The following is a 20,423-nucleotide window of genomic DNA, read 5'->3' on the forward strand; positions in this document are numbered from 1 at the left end:
TGCGCATAGCCCCAGCTTCCTTATTTCTATACGGATACAGAAAGGAAAAGAAACATGGTCTCATACGACATTTCCAAGGTTTGGTCATTTCTTCCAACCTTGGTCCAAGCTCTACCAGCGACCCTAGCTTTGATGGTTTTAACGACGGTTCTCGGTTCTGCATTTGGCTTGGTTTTGACCTGGGCACAAGTATCAGAAGATAAGGTAGGAGCAGGTCTGGCAAAAGGTTATGTCTTTACCTTGCGTTGTACCCCTCCGATTGTCTTGCTCTTTTTGGTCTTTTATGGACTGCCCCAATTTTTGAACTGGTGGTTGGGCATTGACATTGACCACTGGTCCAAGTTTGTCTTTGTCCTTGTTGCCATGTTTCTTCTCTTTGCTGCGATGATCTCTGAGGTCTTCAAGGCAGCCTATTTGGCCATTCCAAAAGGTCAGATGGAAGCGGGCTTGAGTATTGGCTTGACGCCGGCTCAAACCATTTGGCGGATTGTCCTTCCTCAAGCCTTTCGCGTGGCTCTTCCAAATATGACAACTGCCATCTTGAACCTCATGCGCGATGCCGCTTTGGCTTATACCATTGGCTTTATCGATATCATGGGAGCAGGCAACAACTTGATCAGCCGCAATCTTGGGAATTATTCCCTCGAAACATATACAGCTGTCGCAGTGATCTACTGGGGAATTGCCCTTGTGATCTCCTTCTCCGCTCAACTCCTTGAGAAACGACTCAGTGTAACAGAAAGGTAGCTTATGGATTTCAATTTTATTAGTAAAGCATTTCTAGCCACCTTGGGTGGTGTTCCAGTGACCCTTCTGATCATGGTCGTATCAATTCTTTTGAGTTTCTTTCCAGCCCTCTTTTTGGCACTCGGTCAGATTTATAAGGTCAAAGGTGTTCGCAGTTTCTCAGTGATTTACTTAGCTTTTATCCGCGCGACACCTCCGATTCTCTTGATTCTCTTCTTTTATAGTCTCTTTCCCAGTCTCTTAAATAGCTTTTTTAAGAGTATTGGTAGTCACTTTAATGTCTTTGAGATCAATCCCATTTACTATGCCTTTATCATCTTTAGCTTGATGACAACGGGGAGTCTTGCTGAAATTCTACGGTCAGCCATTCTGACGGTGGATAAGGGCCAGCTAGAAGCAGCGCAAGCCATTGGTTTGACTAATCGCCAAGCCTACATCCGCATTGTTTTTCCACAAGCCTTGCGTTCAGCCCTTCCCAATTTGTGTAACTTGGTTATCAACTTGGTCAAAGGAACCTCCCTTGTCTTTGTCATGACCATCAAGGATATCACCGCCATTGCCAAGGTCGAAGCCTCTTATGGCTATCAATATTTTGAATCCTATCTAGTGATTTTTATTCTTTATATTGTCATTTGTGGGGTGATTCAATGGGGATTCAATCGCTTAGAAAAACGCCTGACACTCGCATAGAAGAAGGAGAAATGAAAAGATGTTAGAAGTAGAACACGTATCGAAAAAATTTAAGGACCACCAGGTCCTGGTAGATGTCAATCTCAAGGTCAACCAAGGGGATGTCGTCGTTATTTTGGGTCCATCTGGATCAGGAAAAACAACCTTCCTTCGCTGCCTTAACCACTTGGAAAAGGCAGATACAGGGCACCTCACCCTAGGTGGAAAAGAGTACGACCTCTCAAAACTCAGCAAAAAAGAGATTCTAGAAATCCGCCAAAAGACAGCCTTTGTCTTCCAGCATTATAATCTCTTTGCCAACAAAACAGCGCTTGAAAATATCTTAGAAGGACTGGTTGTAGCTCGTAAGATTCCAAAAGAAGAAGCCATCCAACGGGCAGAATCAGCCCTTGAAAAAGTTGGTCTTCTTGCTTATAAGGATTACTATCCTTCTCAATTGTCAGGTGGCCAGCAGCAACGGATCGGAATCGCGCGTGCCATCGCAGTGAAACCAGACGTGATCTTGCTGGACGAGCCGACTTCAGCGCTAGACCCAGAGTTGGTCGGTGACGTCTTAGATGTCATGAAGCAATTGGCCCAAGAAGGAGTGACCATGGTTGTCGTAACCCATGAGATGGGCTTTGCGCGTGATGTGGCCAACCACGTCATCTTTATGGATGGCGGACACATCATCGAAGAAAACGAACCCCATGAATTCTTCAACAGTCCAAAAGAAGAGCGAACCAAACAATTCCTTTCACGGATTTTATCCGACGCCACTTATAGCGTTGAATACATGATTTAACAGGAGACACACCCAGTAAGGGTGTGTTTTTTAGGATCTGGAAAAAATTTTTAAAAATTGGGTCATTTTTTAAAAATCATTACGAATAATATAAGTGAGAGGGAAATATGACTGATAAAAAACAACGATTTGTACTACTATTCTTACTGACTTTGTTTCTAGGAGGTTGCAGTCTTTTTACGGATAAAGCTGCTGAGAGAAGGGAAATGATTCAGATTGCAGAAAGCACGAAAATGGAGCGAGCGATAAAACACTTGTTAATCAGTATCGATCCTAAAGCTTTCACTTCAGAAGGAGTCATTCACTCCTATACCCTGATAAAAGGTGAATTGGAATACAATCCAATGGGAGGGATGAATGTCTATCTTGTGATCAATGGCGATAAAAAGTTAACGATCGATACGACTGTTCAAATGGAAGATTCAGGACAGTTCGGAGCAGGTAGTTACGGTATTTCAGCAAAATTAGATGATCTGTTAAGTAAAGCAGAAGAGACTGGAAAATAGACTCAATTAGGTAAATACCCCTAATATAGGTAAATAGAAACATTTCTGTATCAAAACCAATATGTTACATTAATAGCTAGTGCTTGTAACGATTTGGCAACATTTTTTAACAAAAGTAACATTTCAGGTATGAATAGAATTTTGTATAATAAATTCTAAGAAACCTGAAGAAAGAATGGGAAGAAGATGAAAAAAAGTAAATTTATTGTATTAGTTATGATACTATTTGGTTTAAGTTTGGGAGGTTGTAGCTTTTTTAATGGACAATCTGCCAAGAAACAAGAAATGATTCAAATCGCAGAGAGTAAGAAGATGAAAGTGGCGATTGAAAATATGTTGAAAAAATTAGATCCTAAAGCTCTTACTCCAGAAGGAAAAATAAAATCATATAAAATCTCTAAAGATGATTTAGATTATAATCCGATGGGAGGGCTATTAGTAAAAATAGTTATAAATAATGATGAAAAATTAGTTTTAAGCACAACTATACAAGAGGACGCTACAACAGGGAAATATGAAGAGACCTATTTTGGGGAAACAGAGGAGTTAAGTGATTTATTAGATAAGGAGTGATAATGGCTAATAATTTAAATTTCAATGATCAACAAAATGTTAAAGCTGCTCTACTTGAATACGAAAAAGATGTCAAAATAAATGGAAAGTTTAAAATTGGGACGAAGAAAGACGAATACATTGGTAATGTTGCCCATATTTATGATAACGTAAATGACAATGAGGAGCAGGTCTTCGTTCTTACTAATAATGGCCAAGGCGCGCAACAAAATGCAGTCCCCTATACTGCTTCTGATGAAGCGCGTGCCCAAATCCATGACGTGACTGTCTTGATGAAGGGATCTGAAACTGAAATAAGTACACAAAAATTACTCCATGATACATATACGGATTGGGTAAAGACAGATTTGCCAGCAGCTTCCAATATTTTGAACCCTGGTGGTGCAAGCGAGTATGCAACAGAATATGCGAAGAATTATGCGCGAGATAAGGCTAAAGATGGTTTTAACAATGCTGTAGAAGCTTTTGAAGATGCAATTATTCCTACATCTGTTAATCTTCCACCGGAGGCCACTCCCTTAGGTAGGTTCATACAAAAAGCGATGGACAATCCTGTCAGCAATTTCATACAGGAAAAAGCATCAGATGCGGTCGGCTTTTTTGCAGAAAGAACAGCCGAAGAACAGGTTAAATTTCCTGCTTTAATGGGAGCTGCTTTTTTAAAAAAATACAATGATGAAAACGGTAATTTCCCGCCTCCGCAGTTTAAAGATGCTGCAGCTCATTTGAAAGAGGTGATCCGAAAATACCCTAATGCCAAGATCGATCTATACGGTCACTCTCTGGGGTCTATGAATATTCAGTATGCGCTTGCCTGTTTGACGGAAGAGGAAGCTTCTCATATTGGGACCGTCCATCTATACAATGGCCCTAATGCCTATTCCATCTTAACACCCGAGCAAAAAGCGCGCATAGATTCGCTGAAGTACAAAATCTATAACCACATTGACCATAAAGATTTGGTTAGCTTGGGCTATCAGGATTCTGGAAGCAAGGAATCCAGTGGGATTGTCAAGCACCTCAAAACTAAGAATTTGAAAAATACTGGCCTGCAGCACATGATGCATGGTTATATCTATGATAAGGATGGGAATTTGGTTCTTGAAAAGGGAACGGAAGCCATCACTCGCAAGGAAATCATTGAAGAGCGGATGAAGGTTTACTATCGCTTAAAGGATAAATTGCAAAAAACAGGTGGTGGACTGAGCTCAAGTGAACGGATCTATTTGGATGCTTTGCAGGCGCGCTTGGCTTCTGATGAGCTGATTCGAGTAGTGGATGAAGGGCTGGAGCAAGCTCAGAAATCTAAGGTACAACTGGATACAGATTTAGAAGCTTTGGAGAAAGTATTACAGACCGTTCCGAAAGGCTTCATTCTCAATCTTGCGGAAGTAGAAGAGGCTTATGCACAGGCTGGTGCAACAAGGCAAACAGTTGTCACTGAAGTAAGAGAAAGGTTCGACAACCGTTTGGCTGCATATCAGTCCTTATCGAATGAATTCCATACATTAAACGAGCAAGTGAATGCAGGAATTGAGCTCTTAAAAGCAAAAGATCAAGAAATAGCAGGAGAAATGAACCAGTGGGAACAACTAGCTTATTAATTTCATCTACTTTTTCGAAAAAGGAAAAGAAACTGGATCACTTGGAAAGAGAGTTTCAAAAAGCGCGCTTGGAGCTAGATGAAAAGCGTTGTCTAGTGGAAAGAAAACAGCAGCTCTTCACCCAGATGCTGGAAGAAGAGTATGCGATGGCAGCTTCCTTCTTACAAGAGCAGGAAGTTGATAACAGTTGTGGATGGGAGTCCCTCCATCGCTGTATAGAAGAGTATGATCTCGAAGCTAGAGAAGCTGCACAAGTAGCCTTAAAACAGATCGAAATCGAGGAAGAAAATTTATGGCAATCCTACAGGAAAGATAGACGTCAACTGGAAGAGGAGTTTGAACAAGATAAAGTTTCATAGTATAGAAGAGGAGGAAGTATGGGTGATAGTCCAGTCAAAGATTTCTTTGATTTAGATATGAAAGATAAGATGAAGATCATCGAAAGCCGAAAGAAACTTGAAAAAGATTTAATCCGGGTTGTCTATGCGCCCGTTTTATTGACCTGCAAGGCAGGAGTTGAGAAACGTTACAATGATGGCTTGACTGCGATTGCAACAGTAGCCGAAGAAGACGTCCAGGTCGTTGGAAAGCAACTGGATCAGTCCATGGTGGGTCAATTTGCTAAAAATGTACAGACGGTTATTCAAGAAAAAGCTGGTAAATTTAAATCTATCTAGCCAAGAACTTCTATTTAAATATGGAATCTGGAGTGACTCCAGATTTTTTTAATAAATTTAAAAAATTATGTAAAAAAGTGTTGACAAAGAATTCAGTCTGCGCTATAATAATTTATGTAAACAAAAAGAGGTTGAAAAAGCCTACTGGTTTACAAGATCAATAGTGGAAAGGAGATGGTGATATGCTATTTCCAGAATTAAGACAACTAATTGATAAAAGGAAAAATAGAAACTGTTAGCCTGTAGGGCTATTATTAAATAAATGAATTAAAATTATGTAAACAATCAAACAGCAGCCAATTGGTCTGCTAATTTTCAAGAATGAATTAAAATTATGTAAATTAGAGGTATACAATATGAACAACAACTTTAACAATATGGATGATCTTTTCAATCAACTAATGGGAAACATGGGTGGTTTTCGTTCTGAAAGCCGTCGCTACATGATCAACGGTCGTGAAGTGACACCAGAAGAATTCGCTATTTACCGCCAAACTGGTCAACTTCCAAATGAAGGAAGTGAGCAAGTGCAACACCATCAAGGTAAAGGAATGAAACAAGATGGGATCCTTGCAAAACTTGGTCGTAACTTGACCGAAGAAGCTCGTGAAGGAAAATTGGATCCGGTCATCGGACGTAATAAAGAAATTCAAGAAACTGCTGAAATCTTGTCTCGTCGTACCAAGAACAACCCTGTCCTTGTAGGGGATGCCGGTGTTGGTAAAACAGCAGTTGTAGAAGGTTTGGCACAAGCTATTGTGAACGGGGATGTTCCAGCGGCTATCAAAAACAAAGAAATCATCTCGATTGATATTTCTGGTCTAGAAGCTGGTACGCAATACCGTGGTAGCTTTGAAGAAAATATTCAAAATCTGATCCAAGAAGTCAAAGCTATGGGAAATGTTATTCTCTTCTTTGATGAAATCCATCAAATCCTTGGTGCAGGTAGCACAGGTGATGGTCAAGGCTCTAAAGGTCTTGCGGATATCATCAAACCTGCTCTTTCACGTGGGGAATTGACAGTCATTGGGGCAACTACTCAAGATGAATACCGTAACACCATCTTGAAGAATGCAGCTCTTGCTCGTCGTTTCAACGAAGTGAAAGTCAATGCTCCATCAGCTGAAGATACTTTCAAGATTCTCCAAGGGATCCGTGATCTTTATGAAAAACACCACAATGTCATCTTGCCAGATGAAGTTTTGAAAGCAGCGGTTGATTATTCGATCCAATACATTCCACAACGTAGCTTGCCTGATAAGGCCATTGACTTGGTCGATGTGACAGCTGCTCACTTGGCAGCCCAACATCCAGTAACAGATGTCCATGCTGTGGAACATGAAATTGAAGAAGAAAAAGCTAAACAAGAAGCTGCAGCTGCTAAAGAAGATTACGAAGCAGCTCTTAATGCAAAAGTTCGTATCGAAGAACTTGAAAAGAAAATTGAAAACCATACGGAAGACCATAAAGTAACAGCAACAATCAACGATGTGGCCGAATCTGTAGAACGGATGACGGGTATTCCAGTGTCACAAATGGGTGCAACTGATATCGAACGTTTGAAAGATATGGGTCACCGTTTGCAAACCAAGGTTATCGGTCAAGATAAAGCCGTTGAAGCAGTGGCACGTGCTATCCGTCGGAACCGTGCAGGATTTGACGAAGGTAACCGCCCAATCGGTAGCTTCCTCTTTGTAGGTCCTACTGGTGTTGGTAAGACTGAGTTGGCTAAACAATTGGCTCTTGATATGTTCGGAACCAAAGATGCGATCATCCGTTTGGACATGTCAGAATATAGCGACCGCACAGCCGTTTCTAAATTGATTGGTACAACTGCTGGTTATGTTGGTTACGATGACAATAGCAATACTTTGACAGAACGTGTTCGCCGTAACCCTTACTCAATCGTCCTTCTCGATGAAATTGAAAAGGCTGACCCTCAAGTGATCACACTTCTTCTCCAAGTTTTGGATGATGGTCGTTTGACTGATGGTCAAGGGAACACTGTAAACTTCAAGAACACTGTGATTATCGCCACTTCAAACGCTGGCTTTGGTTACGAAGCCAACTTGACAGAAGATGCGGATAAACCAGAACTCATGGATCGTTTGAAACCTTACTTCCGTCCAGAATTCTTGAACCGTTTCAACGCTGTCATTGAATTCTCACACTTGAGCAAGGAAGACCTTTCTAAGATTGTTGATTTGATGTTGGTAGATGTCAATAAGACCCTTTCTAAGAAAGAAATCGACTTGGCAGTGAGCGATGCAGCCAAAGAATATATGACTGAAGAAGGTTATGATGAAGTGATGGGAGTTCGTCCACTCCGTCGGGTAGTTGAACAACAAATCCGTGACAAAGTCACAGACTTCCACTTGGATAACTTGGATGCTAAACATCTTGAAGCAGACATGGAAGATGGTGTCCTTGTGATTAGAGAAAAAGACACAAAGAAGGAAGAAAACACTGATAAACAAGCAGACTAAGGCGAATTAGTTTGTGAAAAATAGAGGCTGCTATCATATAGCAGTCTTTATTTTTTCTTCCCACCTGGGGGAAATTATTCGCCGTATAAGGCCAAAATCCTCCTATTTGGGGTGGAAAAACATCAATAATTAGTGAAATTAATCCAATTTGAGCAAAATTATTAATAAATAAAGAAAATAAGTATATAATCTATACAAGAATAAAATTTGAGGAATGGAAGTAAGATGAGCAATACAATTGATATCTACTCAACTCCCGAATACAGAAAAGTGGAAGCCGTTGTTCAACTGATGGTTGACGGTCGCTTGACGAGCTATCGTGTCGCAACTGAAACAAACATCAGCAAAATGAGCTTGGCGACTTTGACGAAGGGAACGAGTAAAATCAAAAATATTACCTATCAAACGGCTTTGGCCTTGATTGATTGGTATGATGAGAATCATGAAAAGTATGGCATTACGATTGACTAGTCAGTAGCCCACTTTTCGTGGTTTTTTTCTTTTTCAGCAAAACTTGCCTCCTCTCTGAGACTGGAGTCTGATTTTACTTGAAGAGGATGGGAAAACTTGAAAAGACGGGCGAAATTTGATATAGTATAGCATATATGAAAATTAAAGGAGAAACATATGCAAGGCGGAAGTTTGCTAATTATGCTCGTTCTTATGGTCGGTTTGATGTACTTCATGAGCCGTAGCCAAAAGAAACAGTACCAAAAACGGATGGAAAGTTTGAATAAACTTCAAAAAGGAAATGAAGTCATCACGATTGGTGGCTTGTACGGAACCATCGATGAAGTCGATACAGACCGCAAGACCGTTGTCTTGGATGTTGATGGTGTCTACCTGACCTTTGAATTGGGAGCGATCAAAACAGTTCTTCCTGTATCAGAAGGAATCTCAGCTACTGCGACAGAAGGTGCTAGCTCAGATGCTGATTCAGCCATCGAAGAATAATCATCAAAGAAGAGGCAAGGGCCTCTTTTTTGGTGGGCAAATAGGACGATGTGATGAAGGAAAGTCCTGCTGGTTCAAAAAAGAGGCCAGAGTCCCTATTTTATGGGGATTTATGGTATAATGAAGCGATAAATATTGAAATAGGTAGAAAAACATGTTTCGTTTTAAGAAAAAAGAAAAAATCGAGATACCTTTAGAAGTCCCGAAACACATTGGGATCATTATGGATGGCAATGGTCGCTGGGCGAAAAAGCGGATGCAACCGCGCGTCTTCGGTCATAAGGCAGGGATGGAAGCTCTCCAAGAAGTGACGATTGCAGCAAAAAATATGGGGGTTCAGGTCTTGACGGTCTATGCCTTTTCTACGGAAAACTGGACACGCCCTGAAGATGAAGTCAAGTTCATCATGCACTTGCCGGTCGAGTTTTATGATCGTTTCGTCCCCGAATTGCATCGCAACAATGTCAAGATTCAAATGATCGGTGATACCAAGAAATTACCAAAAGAAACGCTAGAGGCTTTGGAAAGAGCAGAAGCGATGACCCATCTCAATACAGGCTTGATCCTGAATTTCGCACTCAATTATGGTGGACGTGCTGAGATCACTCAGGCAGTGAAGCAGATCGCCCAAGAAGTCTTGGATGCGAAGTTCAGTCCAGAAGATATCACAGAAGAGATGATCGCAGATTCTCTCTATACCGAGAGTTTGCCACGCGTCCTAAGGGACCCGGATTTGATTATCCGTACCAGCGGAGAGATCCGTTTGAGTAATTTCCTCCCTTGGCAGGCTGCATACAGTGAGTTGTATTTCACAGATGTGATGTGGCCAGATTTTGGAGAGGAAGCACTACGAAGTGCCATAGTAGAATATAGCCATCGCCATCGGAGATTTGGTGGTGTTTAGGAGAAGATGATGACGAAAGATTTACAAAAACGTGTGATTTTTGGAGGAATTGCCCTGCTCTTTTTCATTCCAACAGTAATGGTTGGAGGGGTGTTCTTCCAGATTGTGATTGGCTTGATCGCCATGCTAGGGGTTCATGAATTGCTCAAGATGAAGGGGCTTGAGACAGCGACCTTTGAAGGAGCGCTAGCCATGTTAGCGGCCTTTGTCCTGACGTTGCCGATCGAGGACTACCTCCCTTACCTTCCAGCAGATGGCAATATGATTGCTTATGGTTTGGTTGTCTTGATTCTCATGGGAACAACTGTTCTTGCTCAGAATTACAATTATGAAGATGTGGTCTATCCCATTGCGTCTAGCTTTTATGTTGGACTTGGTTTCCATTCCTTAGTAGATGCGCGAATTGCTGGTATTGATAAGGTTCTTTTAGCCCTCTTTATTGTTTGGGCGACAGATTCCGGTGCCTATTTAGTAGGAAGTCGGTTTGGGAAACGCAAGCTCATGCCTGCGGTTTCTCCTAATAAAACGATTGAAGGCAGTCTTGGGGGAATCTTGTCTGCAGTTGCGGTAACTGTGATCTATATGATCGTGGATCGTTCTGTGGCGGGTGGACATGGTTTTCTTGCTATGATCTTCTTTACCATCCTCTTTAGTATCGCAGGTCAGTTTGGAGATCTGGTAGAGAGTGCGATTAAACGCCACTTCGGTGTGAAAGATTCTGGGAAATTTATTCCAGGACATGGCGGTGTTCTAGACCGTTTTGATAGTTTGATTTTTGTCTTTCCCTTGATGCATTTCTTGGGCTTGTTCTAAGACAGAAGAGATAGAAAGGAAACCACGTATAGAACGATGCAGTTTATTGCCTTTATTGTTATTTTTGGAGTGATCGTTCTCGTTCACGAGTTTGGTCATTTCTATTTTGCAAAAAAATCGGGCATCCTGGTGCGAGAATTCTCGATCGGGATGGGTCCAAAGATCTTTGCCCATATTGGTCAAGATGGAACAGCCTATACGATTCGCATTCTACCTTTAGGTGGCTATGTTCGGATGGCTGGCTGGGGTGAGGATACAACTGAGATTAAAACCGGAACGCCTGTCAGCTTGACGCTAAATGAGGCTGGTAAGGTCGTCCGGATCAATCTTTCAGGAAAGAATCTGGATCAGACAGCCCTTCCCATGAATGTTACCCAGTTTGACTTTGAAGACAAACTGGAAATTACGGGCTTGGTTCTCGATGAGACTAAGACTTATGATGTCGATCATGATGCGACCATTGTTGAGGAAGATGGGACAGAAGTGCGGATTGCGCCGAGAGATGTTCAGTATCAGAATGCCAGCATTTGGGGACGGTTGATCACCAACTTTGCGGGTCCTATGAACAACTTTATCCTCAGTATTGTCGTCTACTCACTTCTAGCCTTTATGCGCGGTGGTGCGATTGACTACTACAGCAACAATGTTCAGGTGGCACCCGATGGGGCGCTGGCTAAGGTCGGTGTCAAAAGCAACGTTCAGATCCTTCAAGTTAACAACGATACCGTTAGCAACTGGGATGAGCTGACTGATGCTGTCGAGAAAGCAACCAAGGACAGCAAGACGGCTCCTGAATTGACCCTGAAAGTCAAAACAGACGGCCAAGAAAAAGAAGTTAAAGTAAAGCCAACCAAGTCAGGGAATCGTTACTATCTGGGTGTGACAAATGGCCTCAAGACAGGATTTGTGGATAAACTCTTGTCTGGTTTTACAGATACCTGGAATACAGCGACACGGATTTTGGGAGCTTTGAAAGATATCATTTTCCACTTTAGTCTCAATAAACTGGGTGGTCCGGTTGCCATCTACAATGCCAGCTCACAAGCTGCTCAATTAGGAATTCCAGCAGTCTTGTCTCTTATGGCCATGCTCTCTATTAATATTGGGATCTTCAATCTAATCCCGATTCCCGCTTTGGATGGAGGAAAAATCTTGATCAATTTGATCGAGGTCGTCCGGAGAAAGCCACTGAAACAAGAAGTAGAAACCTATATGACGCTTGCAGGTGTAGCTGTAATGGTTATTTTGATGATTGCTGTCACCTGGAATGATATTATGAAATTATTTTTGAAATAGAAAAGGATATTGTCCATGAAACAAAGTAAAATGTTGATTCCAACGCTTCGCGAAATGCCAAGCGATGCCCAAGTCATTAGCCATGCTTTGATGTTGCGTGCAGGATATGTTCGCCAAGTATCAGCTGGTGTCTATTCTTATCTGCCATTAGCAAATCGAGTGATTGAAAAAGCAAAAGGCATCATGCGCCAAGAATTCGAAAAAATTGGAGCAGTAGAAATGCTTGCTCCAGCCCTTTTGAGTGCGGATCTCTGGCGTGAATCTGGTCGTTACGAAACTTACGGGGAAGACCTCTATAAGTTGAAAAACCGTGAAGGCTCTGACTTTATCTTAGGTCCAACTCACGAAGAAACCTTTACCGCTATTGTGCGCGACTCAGTAAAATCTTACAAACAATTGCCGTTGAATCTCTACCAAATTCAACCAAAATACCGCGATGAAAAACGCCCACGGAACGGTCTTCTTCGGACCCGTGAGTTCATTATGAAAGATGGTTATAGCTTCCATGCGAACTACGATAGCTTGGATGTCACTTATGATGAATACAAGGCAGCTTATGAGCGGATCTTCACACGCAGTGGCATCGACTACAAAGCCATCATCGGTGATGGTGGTGCCATGGGCGGAAAAGATAGCCAAGAGTTTATGGCTGTTACACCTGCTCGTACAGACTTGGATCGTTGGGTTGTTTTAGACAAATCAGTGGCTTCCTTTGATGAGATCCCAGCAGAAGTCCAAGAAGAAATCAAAGCAGAATTGCTCAAATGGATGGTTTCTGGGGAAGATACCATTGCCTATTCAAGTGAATCAACCTATGCTGCCAACTTGGAAATGGCTACCAATGAATACAAACCAAGCAACCGTGTTGTAGCGGAAGAAGAAGTAAAACGCGTAGAAACGCCAGGTGTCAAATCCATTGATGAAGTGGCAGCCTTCTTGAATGTTCCAGAAGAAGCGACTATCAAGACTTTGGTTTACATTGCAGATGAAGAGCCAGTTGTTGCCCTTCTTGTAGGCAATGATCAGCTCAATGAAGTGAAGTTGAAAAACCACCTCGGCGCAGATTTCTTTGAACCTGCAACCGAAGTGGAAGTGAAAGAATTATTAGGAGCTGATTTTGGCTCTCTCGGTCCAGTTGATCTTCCTGAAAATGTTAAGATTATCGCAGACCGCAAGGTACAAGACAGCCGTAATGCAGTAGTCGGTGCCAATGAAACAGGCTACCACTTGATTGGTGTCAACCCAGGACGTGACTTTACTGCAGAATACGTGGATATTCGTGAAGTTCGTGAAGGCGAAATCTCACCAGATGGGAAAGGGGTCTTGAACTTTGCACGTGGGATCGAAATCGGTCACATTTTCAAACTCGGCACACGCTACTCAGCTAGCATGGGAGCAGATGTCTTGGACGAAAACGGTCGTGCAGTTCCAATCATCATGGGCTGCTACGGAATCGGTGTCAGCCGTCTTCTTTCAGCTGTTATGGAGCAACATGCACGCCTCTTTGTCAATAAGACTCCAAAAGGGGAATACCGTTACGCTTGGGGAATTAACTTCCCTAAAGAATTGGCGCCATTTGATGTGCATTTGATTCCAGTCAATGTCAAGGATGAAGCAAGTCTTGCTTTGACCAATAGGATTGAAGAAGCCTTGGTTAATAAAGGTTACGAAGTCTTGGTGGATGACCGAAATGAGCGAGCTGGTGTCAAATTCAGCGATAGTGATTTGATTGGGCTTCCAATTCGTGTCACAGTTGGTAAAAAAGCAGCAGAAGGTATCGTAGAAGTGAAAATCAAAGCAACAGGAGATACCATCGAAGTTCATGCGGACAATCTCCTTGAAACCCTTTCAATCTTGAACAAATAAGAAAAAGCTTTCTGAGCTCTCACCAGTGTGGTGATGAAACTCAGGAAGCTCTATTTATTTTTCTTCTTTGAGGCCTTGATCTTTGAAATAGGTAAAGAGATCTTGAGGTTTGCCATTGAGGTATTTCTTGAACTCAGCTGTTTCTTCCTCCCCTTGATCCCCGTAGATGGAAGCAAACTCATCTTTCTTGATTTTTGAGAAGTCAGCTTGTAAGACCTTGGCATAGGATTGTTTATCTTTCGAAATTTGAATGCGGAAGCTAAGACCAGGCTTGCCATTTAAGCTTTTATAGATATCGCTATGTTCTAATTCTTCTTGGTAGATTTCCTTTAACTCGGAAAGATCCATGTCTTGCAAATCTGAGGAAATGGGTTCAAAACTAAGAAAAGTAAAAGAGACAATTTCATCTTTTTTGTAGCCGATTTGAATTTTGTTTTGATGGTGATCGTTAAGTTCTGTGGAGAAAGTTTTGGTTCGAACGTTCTCTTCTTTTTCTTTTTTCACTTGGGAAGTGCTTTGGCTAGATGTTGTTGAAGCTTTTCCTTTTTCTGCTTGGCCCTGGCTACATGCAGTGAGGGCTAGGAGGCAGATAGAGGTCAATAATATTTTTTTCATAGAAACTCCTTATAGGTTAATGGTGTTCGATCTTGTATGAAACAAGTTTTGAACAGGTTTCATTATACCATAAAAGTTTTAAAAATGAAAAAATATACAAAAATCTTCAAAATTTGCTTTTAAAAACACCTAAAATCAACAATTTTTATCTATGTGTTGAGTTAATGTAAAAGGACAGAGTGTCTTCTTTTCTTTCCAGAAATAATACTAGTTGGAGACTACTGGGGCAAGGAATTCAGAAAATATATTACAGGTTTGTGACAAAATGTTACACAATTGTAACAAAGTTACAATGTTTTATCAGTTAGCCCTCTAAACTTGACATTCTGGCAATATTTCATTAAGATATTTTTAAGTAAATAATACAAAAAGGGAGCAAAAGGTAAAATATACAGTTATCTGGCATTTTACTAATTCGTACTAAAATGTATTGTTTATGAAAAAAATATAAGGGTATCAGCCCAAAAGGAGAAACATATGGCTCAAATTAAATTAACTCCAGAAGAACTACGTCAATCAGCACAACGCTATGCACAAGGTTCTCAAGAAATCGATCAAATCCTTAACACTTTGACTCATGAACAACAAGTCATCGACGCAAACTGGGATGGATCTGCATTTGATAGCTTTGAAGCACAATTCAACGAATTGTCTCCAAAAATCAAACAATTCGCTCAATTGTTGGAAGACATCAACGCTCAATTGATCAAAGTTGCTGATATCGTTGAACAAACTGACCAAGATATCGCTGCACAAATCCACTAAGATAGTCTTGGAGGTGATCTTACTTCTTGTAGGTAGATCACCCTTTTGTCTTTTGATATATAGAAAATAGGGGTTAGATTCTTAATTCCTAACCCCTATTTTGTATCTATGAATTAGAAAAAGGAAAAGGTATGGAAGTTAAAAATAAAAAATGGTTAAAATACATCGGTCAGAGTGCAGTTGTGCTCCTTTTGATGGGATCTGTAGTGGGTCTTTATACGACGGTTCAAAAGGACCAAAAGCAAAACGAAGCCAAGACCGTACAAACGACAGAAAACACCAAGCTTAATATTGCGGTTGTCAATGAAGACAAAGCGGTCAAACTGAATGATAAAGAATACAACCTTGGGGCTAGCTATGTAAAGAATATCGAACGGGATAATTCGCAAAACTGGTCTGTACTCCCTCGTGGAGCCGCTGAGTCAGGGCTTGCAGATGGCAAGTACCAGTTGATGATTGTCATTCCAAGTGACTTCTCAGAGAAGGTCTTGGAAGTGAATGCGGTTAATGCAGAGAAGACCACGGTGACGTATAAGGTCAATGCGGCTGGAAATTCTCAGGTTGAAAACGAGGCCAATAAAGTCGCTAAAGATATCGTTTCAGACTTGAATAGCCAGTTGGTTGATATGTATATGGTCAGCATTTTGAGCAACCTTTATACAGCTCAGAAGAACGTGGAAACAAGTAACAAAATTCAATCTACCAACATTGGTTCATACCGAAGCAACTTGCTGGATTCGGCTTTAGATTCGAAGAATATCTTTCCAAGTCTCTATAGCTTGTCTACGTCTTCTGTCGAGTCGAACAATGCTTTGAAGACAGTCCTTGAGTCTTATACACAGGCTTTTGATCAATTGACCCAATCTCAGGATCAGTACGGTCAAAACTTCGACACATTGATCAAACAACGCTCTGAGGACAAGATCAGCCATGAAGAGTTCATGAACCAGCTGATGTCTATGAACCAGTCTGTTGTCAGTGAAAAGACCCAAGAGTTGTATAAGAATCTACAACAAAACCAAGAAGCAATTACCAAACAATTGAGTCAACCAACTGAAACAGAAGGAGATGCTTCAGGTACCAAGACTTATGCAGGCTTGACAAAAGATGTGAATGATCGTGTGGCAGACCTCGAAAAAGGGATCAAGGCAGAACGCGACAAATTAGATGAGCACGAAAAGAACATCGAGTCTTCTGTAAAAACGAAGATCCTTGACTACTATGGTCTAAAAGAAGGAGACAAAGTCACTCTTCGTACCTTGCTTGGAAAACCAAAAATCGAAACTATCAGCAAGGCTCGAGATAAAGCGGATGATGACATTCGTCAAGCGATTGAAAAACTTCCGTCTTTAGACCCTGCTAGTCTTAATCTGAATAAGTATGGGAATCTCAACGCAGCGATTAATTTTGATAGTGCTTTTGCTGGAACGAAGGCGCAAGCAAAAGGGAATGCCGATGAATTAAAACGATTGGCTGCAGAAGTGGATGCCAAATCAACGGTAGTTGCGGATGTCCTCAATGCTAAATCTGGAAAACAGAAGGTTAGCATCCAAGTGCCAGCAGGAGTCAAGGTTGATACTTGGACCTATGATGGACATACTTATGCAGGTAGCGGCGAGCAGGAAGTCGAACTGAAAGATGGCAAACAAATTCAAATTCACCTCGCTGAAGATGGGGGAACTATGCCAAGCACGATTGATGTTGAAGTTCTTGTGAATGGAGTTTCTTCAACCAGTGTGACCGTATCTGCAGAAGATTTGAAAACAGCTGTCGCCAACTATGCATCGAAAGCTAGTGAAATCGCCTTGGATTATCAACGCGCAGGAGCATTGATCGATGCCTACTATCCAGAAGATGAAAAGGGAGATCGTCATTCGCTCTATGATCCAATCGAAGATATGGATTTGACAAACGCTTTGGTCGACATCGTGAAGGCTGCTGTTTCAAGTAACATGAAGGACTACCGTAAGAGTATTGAAACGGATGAATCTGGGGATGCAACGAAGAGTGTGAAAGCCCAGTTAGATGGTACACTCCAACAGTTGCAAGACTTGGGACCACAATTGCAGGCCAATCTTCAAGCGATCGAAAACACCAACAAGGATCTAACCCAAAATATCAACGATCAATTGACGCAATATGCAGAGCTTCAAAAACGTTTAGAAGAGATCTCAAAATCACAAGAAACAGTGACACAGGCTCAAACCAAGACCGATGCAGATTTGTCAGCCCTTGGTTCTGAATACACGTCATTATTGAGCTCGACAGAAGGCGTTAAGAGCTCATCTCGTAGCAATGTAGAAGCTGCTAACTCTACCAATGAAATCTTTAGTCAATTGAACAAAGAATTGGAAAAAGCCCAAGGCAATACAGAGAAATTGTCTAGCAATGCGGAAAGTTTGATGGGTGAATTCGACAAGGAATTGTCTGAAAACGGGAACTTCGTCGAAGCCTTCCGTAAGGTCTTCAACAATGCCTATGAAAACGGAGTGCCGAATGAAGTCTTGCTTGACTTCTTGTCAAATCCAGTTGCAGAGAAATCGTCTTCTGTGAAAGCGACCATCAACGTCTACCGTCCATTTATCTGGATCTTTATGTTGGAAGTCTTGAGCCTCTTTACAGCTTATCTTTTTGCGACTCAGCCAATCATCCGTAAGGTTAAGGATCGTTTCAAATTGGATCGCTTGCAAGAATCAGATCTCTTGTCTGTCGGTGTCCTTGTGGGACTTTCTCTCATCCTTGGACTGGTGATCGGAATGATTTCAAGTATTCAACTCTCTGTTGGTCGTGAATATGTACCTTCATGGGTATTCTTAGCGGTTCTAGCAAGCTTTGTCTTGGTACAACTGCAATACCTTCTCTTGAAACACTTCCGTGTGATTGGAATGGGACTGGCCTTCTTCATGTTGATCAGCTATGTCTACCTATCAAGTGCGATCGGAACGACCGCGACCTTGTCAGGCCTTCCAGCACTGGTGAAAAATGTTAACCTCCTTTCTATTTTAGAAGGACAGTTTGCGGGTTACTTTGATGGACAAACAGCCGGTATCGGCGTCTTCTTCGGATTGTTGGTCTTCTTCGGACTTTTGGCGGTTGCCAATATCTTCATTCCAAAGAAGTTTACTCAAACAAAGGAAATTGAATCAAGCTTATGAAAAAAATGATGTATCTTCTCTTTGTCTTTAGTCTCATTCCAGTAGTTGCTGTTTCTGCAGATGATTTTATTGATAATCGTCTGCAGGTCAACAACTCACGTCTTGAGACAGAGCAGGAAAAGACACTTGGGGGCCAATTGGATGCGACTGAGTCTCTTTTCAATGAGAAGGATCAGAAAAAATTAGCAGATGAAAAACGCAAGCAAGAGAAACAATTGACCGATTCAGACGGCCAGTTGTTTTCTGCTATAAAGGGAAAGAAAAAAACGGGGCCTGAAGCGGACCTGTTCCAGCCTGAAAATCAAAAATTATCTAAATTCGAGTCCAATGTGGAGGACAATTCGGCCAGCTTGTCGGATTATATTCCAGCCTTGCAAATGCTGGCTTGGAGTGCTCTTCTCTTTGGGATTGCTGGCTATATTTCCTATCGAATCTATAGAAAAGAGGCCTAAATGGACCAACATATCAATGTCACCTTCCGTATGAATGGTGCAAGCCATGACCTCCGAATCCCAACGCGGATGGAGGTGCGACGCTTGATTCGGGAATTGGATCAGATCTTTGGGTCTGCCATGGAGCCTAGAAGCAAGTATCAGTTGCGCGTGGTAAATAAAGGCATCTTGCTAGATGAAGGCAAGGTGGTACAAGAGTATCCGATCACGAGTGGTGATCTGATCGAGATTGAGGAGTGGTAAGGTGAAAGAAGAACAATTTACACTGGAAGAACAAGTCTTCCGTTTTGAAAAAGAAGACACGAGCTGGCAGCTGGACCTTAAGCGTTCAGAAGTGGATAGCCAGGATTTACGCAATTTATGGATTTTGGATCTCCATCATCCCTTGTTTTTAGAGCAAAGTATGACAGCGGATCAAGACCAGATTCATCTGACCTATCAGACAGATGCTCTGGGCTTGAGTGCAGAAGAAATCCAGGCATTACCGGTTTCAGACCGTCTGCGTCTAGCTATCAATGTCTTGGATTTGGCGCCAGCCTTGGAGCTTCCAGTGACCTTTATGTTGCATCCCATCAATTTGTTTGTGACCAAGGATGCGCAAGTCAAGATCGCTTACCGCGGGGTTCCGGGAATGATGGTGCCACGCAAGTGGGATCAGGTTGAGTTCTTGCGTCAGGCCAAGTGCTATGCGGTCACTCTTTTTGGGGACTGGGATTTCATGGAGCTCTATCAAGGCACGCTTGAATTAGAAGATCTGCCAGATTTCTTGGTGGAAATCCGTGATGCCGCTAGCTTAGAAGAGATGAAAGCTCTCTTAGAGAAAGCCTACCAAGAACGCAAGGAAGAGGAAGAAAAAACCTTGACCTTGGTTTCAAGCCGTCAACACCGAATCTTTAAGTTGGCAACAGTATGGCTTTCAGCTGTAGTGGCCCTCTTACTCTTGCCTTTGATTTATTTGGTCTTTTTCCAAGCACCCTTTAAAGAAAAGTTGCTTCAAGCGGATACAGCTTTTCTTAAAGTAGACTACACCGGTGTGATCGATGAGTTGGAAGGAGTAGCTCCAAGCAGTCTTCCAACGACACAGAAATATGAGTTGGCAACGTCTTATTTGCAAGGCTTGAATTTCTCAGAGGATCAAAAGAAGGTCATCCTCAATAACGTCACGCTCAAGTCAGATAGCCTCTATCTCCACTACTGGATCTATATCGGACGTCATGACTTTACCCAAGCGCTGGATACAGCCAAGCGGATCGACGATTCAGACTTGATTATCTATGCCCTTCGTAAAGAAATCAAGGCGACACGTGATAGCGAAAAACTCTCTGGTGAACAGCGCGAGAAGAAACTCTCTGAGCTTGAGGGCGAATACAAGAAATACTGGGATGCCCGCTCTAAACTCTTGGAAGCAGAGACAGATGAAACCAAATCTTCCACTAGCAGCTCAACAACAGCTTCATCTACAGAAGGCTCCTCAACAGAAAGTTCGTCTTCTACAACTGCAAGCTCGACTGAGTCTAGCGACCACAAGGAGTAGTC

21 protein-coding genes are annotated in these 20,423 nt (G+C 41.9%); 20 read left to right on the plus strand and 1 reads right to left on the minus strand.

Features of this window, described 5'->3' with window-relative positions; genetic code table 11:
• Window positions 1-54: 54 nt before the first annotated feature.
• The 15 genes from RIN70_RS01545 (at window position 55) to RIN70_RS01615 (ending at window position 13,900) form a co-directional block, all read left to right on the plus strand.
• Window positions 55-747, plus strand: a complete 693-nt coding sequence (locus RIN70_RS01545) for an amino acid ABC transporter permease (RefSeq protein WP_003004525.1) — start codon at window positions 55-57, stop codon at window positions 745-747.
• Between the two features lie 3 nt (window positions 748-750).
• Window positions 751-1,437 carry an amino acid ABC transporter permease gene (locus RIN70_RS01550; protein ID WP_013904552.1) on the plus strand — a complete coding sequence of 229 codons (687 nt, stop codon included), beginning with the start codon at window positions 751-753 and terminating at the stop codon, window positions 1,435-1,437.
• Window positions 1,438-1,456: 19 nt separating this feature from the next.
• On the plus strand, window positions 1,457-2,221 hold the full coding sequence (locus RIN70_RS01555; RefSeq protein ID WP_003016067.1) for an amino acid ABC transporter ATP-binding protein: 765 nt from the start codon (window positions 1,457-1,459) through the stop codon (window positions 2,219-2,221).
• A gap of 107 nt (window positions 2,222-2,328) precedes the next feature.
• Window positions 2,329-2,727, plus strand: a complete 399-nt coding sequence (locus tag RIN70_RS01560) for a DUF1310 family protein (RefSeq protein ID WP_070594767.1) — start codon at window positions 2,329-2,331, stop codon at window positions 2,725-2,727.
• 186 nt (window positions 2,728-2,913) lie between these two features.
• Window positions 2,914-3,300, plus strand: a complete 387-nt coding sequence (locus RIN70_RS01565; RefSeq protein ID WP_070594768.1) for a DUF1310 family protein — start codon at window positions 2,914-2,916, stop codon at window positions 3,298-3,300.
• Between the two features lie 2 nt (window positions 3,301-3,302).
• Window positions 3,303-4,904 carry a lipase family protein gene (locus RIN70_RS01570; protein ID WP_272144398.1) on the plus strand — a complete coding sequence of 534 codons (1,602 nt, stop codon included), beginning with the start codon at window positions 3,303-3,305 and terminating at the stop codon, window positions 4,902-4,904.
• Complete coding sequence (locus tag RIN70_RS01575) at window positions 4,883-5,263, plus strand: type III secretion protein (RefSeq protein ID WP_272144396.1); 381 nt, start codon at window positions 4,883-4,885, stop codon at window positions 5,261-5,263. The genes RIN70_RS01570 and RIN70_RS01575 overlap by 22 nt, the downstream gene beginning before the upstream one ends.
• 18 nt (window positions 5,264-5,281) lie before the next feature.
• Complete coding sequence (locus tag RIN70_RS01580) at window positions 5,282-5,581, plus strand: hypothetical protein (RefSeq protein WP_272144392.1); 300 nt, start codon at window positions 5,282-5,284, stop codon at window positions 5,579-5,581.
• A 356-nt stretch (window positions 5,582-5,937) separates the two neighbouring features.
• A complete protein-coding gene (locus RIN70_RS01585; RefSeq protein ID WP_070845809.1) occupies window positions 5,938-8,067 on the plus strand; it encodes an AAA family ATPase in 2,130 nt (709 codons plus the stop codon).
• Window positions 8,068-8,292: 225 nt separating this feature from the next.
• Entirely contained in the window at window positions 8,293-8,538 is a 246-nt protein-coding gene (locus tag RIN70_RS01590) for a hypothetical protein (RefSeq protein ID WP_003009969.1), read from the plus strand.
• Window positions 8,539-8,694: 156 nt separating this feature from the next.
• Window positions 8,695-9,021 carry a preprotein translocase subunit YajC gene (gene yajC, locus RIN70_RS01595; RefSeq protein WP_003004444.1) on the plus strand — a complete coding sequence of 109 codons (327 nt, stop codon included), beginning with the start codon at window positions 8,695-8,697 and terminating at the stop codon, window positions 9,019-9,021.
• 154 nt (window positions 9,022-9,175) lie between these two features.
• Window positions 9,176-9,925: an undecaprenyl pyrophosphate synthase gene (locus RIN70_RS01600; protein ID WP_003009971.1), complete on the plus strand. Its 750-nt coding sequence runs from the start codon at window positions 9,176-9,178 to the stop codon at window positions 9,923-9,925.
• Window positions 9,926-9,934: 9 nt separating this feature from the next.
• Window positions 9,935-10,738 carry a phosphatidate cytidylyltransferase gene (locus RIN70_RS01605; RefSeq protein ID WP_023919527.1) on the plus strand — a complete coding sequence of 268 codons (804 nt, stop codon included), beginning with the start codon at window positions 9,935-9,937 and terminating at the stop codon, window positions 10,736-10,738.
• A 36-nt stretch (window positions 10,739-10,774) separates the two neighbouring features.
• The gene (rseP, locus tag RIN70_RS01610) at window positions 10,775-12,034 is read left to right on the plus strand and encodes an RIP metalloprotease RseP (protein ID WP_021154371.1); all 1,260 of its coding nucleotides are present in this window, start codon (window positions 10,775-10,777) and stop codon (window positions 12,032-12,034) included.
• Between the two features lie 15 nt (window positions 12,035-12,049).
• Window positions 12,050-13,900, plus strand: coding sequence for a proline--tRNA ligase (locus RIN70_RS01615; RefSeq protein ID WP_251457133.1), 1,851 nt, complete (start codon window positions 12,050-12,052; stop codon window positions 13,898-13,900).
• 54 nt (window positions 13,901-13,954) lie between these two features.
• Here the strand turns inward: RIN70_RS01615 and RIN70_RS01620 are convergent, their stop codons facing one another.
• Complete coding sequence (locus RIN70_RS01620) at window positions 13,955-14,515, minus strand: hypothetical protein (RefSeq protein ID WP_031576579.1); 561 nt, start codon at window positions 14,513-14,515, stop codon at window positions 13,955-13,957.
• A 477-nt stretch (window positions 14,516-14,992) separates the two neighbouring features.
• Between RIN70_RS01620 and RIN70_RS01625 the strand changes: the two genes are divergently transcribed.
• The 5 genes from RIN70_RS01625 to essB all read left to right on the plus strand — a co-directional run bounded on the left by RIN70_RS01625 (window position 14,993) and on the right by essB (window position 20,421).
• Window positions 14,993-15,280 carry a WXG100 family type VII secretion target gene (locus RIN70_RS01625; protein WP_031576577.1) on the plus strand — a complete coding sequence of 96 codons (288 nt, stop codon included), beginning with the start codon at window positions 14,993-14,995 and terminating at the stop codon, window positions 15,278-15,280.
• Window positions 15,281-15,411: 131 nt separating this feature from the next.
• Window positions 15,412-18,435, plus strand: a complete 3,024-nt coding sequence (gene esaA, locus RIN70_RS01630; RefSeq protein WP_313790623.1) for a type VII secretion protein EsaA — start codon at window positions 15,412-15,414, stop codon at window positions 18,433-18,435.
• Window positions 18,432-18,887, plus strand: coding sequence for a type VII secretion protein EssA (gene essA, locus RIN70_RS01635; RefSeq protein ID WP_313790624.1), 456 nt, complete (start codon window positions 18,432-18,434; stop codon window positions 18,885-18,887). The genes esaA and essA overlap by 4 nt, the downstream gene beginning before the upstream one ends.
• Window positions 18,888-19,130, plus strand: a complete 243-nt coding sequence (locus RIN70_RS01640; protein ID WP_003013697.1) for an EsaB/YukD family protein — start codon at window positions 18,888-18,890, stop codon at window positions 19,128-19,130. It abuts the gene before it with no gap.
• 1 nt (window position 19,131) lies between these two features.
• Complete coding sequence (essB, locus tag RIN70_RS01645; protein WP_313790625.1) at window positions 19,132-20,421, plus strand: type VII secretion protein EssB; 1,290 nt, start codon at window positions 19,132-19,134, stop codon at window positions 20,419-20,421.
• The last annotated feature ends 2 nt before the right edge of the window (window positions 20,422-20,423 follow it).

Source organism: Streptococcus parasanguinis (assembly GCF_032163505.1).
GTDB lineage: Bacteria > Bacillota > Bacilli > Lactobacillales > Streptococcaceae > Streptococcus > Streptococcus parasanguinis_V.

Excerpts from the sequence above, each read along its gene's own strand:
- RIN70_RS01545 (WP_003004525.1), top strand. The coding sequence starts at position 55 with ATGGTCTCATACGACATTTCCAAGGTTTGGTCATTTCTTCCAACCTTG.
- RIN70_RS01550 (WP_013904552.1), top strand. The coding sequence starts at position 751 with ATGGATTTCAATTTTATTAGTAAAGCATTTCTAGCCACCTTGGGTGGT.
- RIN70_RS01555 (WP_003016067.1), top strand. The coding sequence starts at position 1,457 with ATGTTAGAAGTAGAACACGTATCGAAAAAATTTAAGGACCACCAGGTC.
- RIN70_RS01560 (WP_070594767.1), top strand. The coding sequence starts at position 2,329 with ATGACTGATAAAAAACAACGATTTGTACTACTATTCTTACTGACTTTG.
- RIN70_RS01565 (WP_070594768.1), top strand. The coding sequence starts at position 2,914 with ATGAAAAAAAGTAAATTTATTGTATTAGTTATGATACTATTTGGTTTA.
- RIN70_RS01570 (WP_272144398.1), top strand. The coding sequence starts at position 3,303 with ATGGCTAATAATTTAAATTTCAATGATCAACAAAATGTTAAAGCTGCT.
- RIN70_RS01580 (WP_272144392.1), top strand. The coding sequence starts at position 5,282 with ATGGGTGATAGTCCAGTCAAAGATTTCTTTGATTTAGATATGAAAGAT.
- RIN70_RS01585 (WP_070845809.1), top strand. The coding sequence starts at position 5,938 with ATGAACAACAACTTTAACAATATGGATGATCTTTTCAATCAACTAATG.
- RIN70_RS01590 (WP_003009969.1), top strand. The coding sequence starts at position 8,293 with ATGAGCAATACAATTGATATCTACTCAACTCCCGAATACAGAAAAGTG.
- yajC (WP_003004444.1), top strand. The coding sequence starts at position 8,695 with ATGCAAGGCGGAAGTTTGCTAATTATGCTCGTTCTTATGGTCGGTTTG.
- RIN70_RS01600 (WP_003009971.1), top strand. The coding sequence starts at position 9,176 with ATGTTTCGTTTTAAGAAAAAAGAAAAAATCGAGATACCTTTAGAAGTC.
- RIN70_RS01605 (WP_023919527.1), top strand. The coding sequence starts at position 9,935 with ATGACGAAAGATTTACAAAAACGTGTGATTTTTGGAGGAATTGCCCTG.
- rseP (WP_021154371.1), top strand. The coding sequence starts at position 10,775 with ATGCAGTTTATTGCCTTTATTGTTATTTTTGGAGTGATCGTTCTCGTT.
- RIN70_RS01615 (WP_251457133.1), top strand. The coding sequence starts at position 12,050 with ATGAAACAAAGTAAAATGTTGATTCCAACGCTTCGCGAAATGCCAAGC.
- RIN70_RS01620 (WP_031576579.1), bottom strand. The coding sequence starts at position 14,515 with ATGAAAAAAATATTATTGACCTCTATCTGCCTCCTAGCCCTCACTGCA.
- RIN70_RS01625 (WP_031576577.1), top strand. The coding sequence starts at position 14,993 with ATGGCTCAAATTAAATTAACTCCAGAAGAACTACGTCAATCAGCACAA.
- esaA (WP_313790623.1), top strand. The coding sequence starts at position 15,412 with ATGGAAGTTAAAAATAAAAAATGGTTAAAATACATCGGTCAGAGTGCA.
- essA (WP_313790624.1), top strand. The coding sequence starts at position 18,432 with ATGAAAAAAATGATGTATCTTCTCTTTGTCTTTAGTCTCATTCCAGTA.
- RIN70_RS01640 (WP_003013697.1), top strand. The coding sequence starts at position 18,888 with ATGGACCAACATATCAATGTCACCTTCCGTATGAATGGTGCAAGCCAT.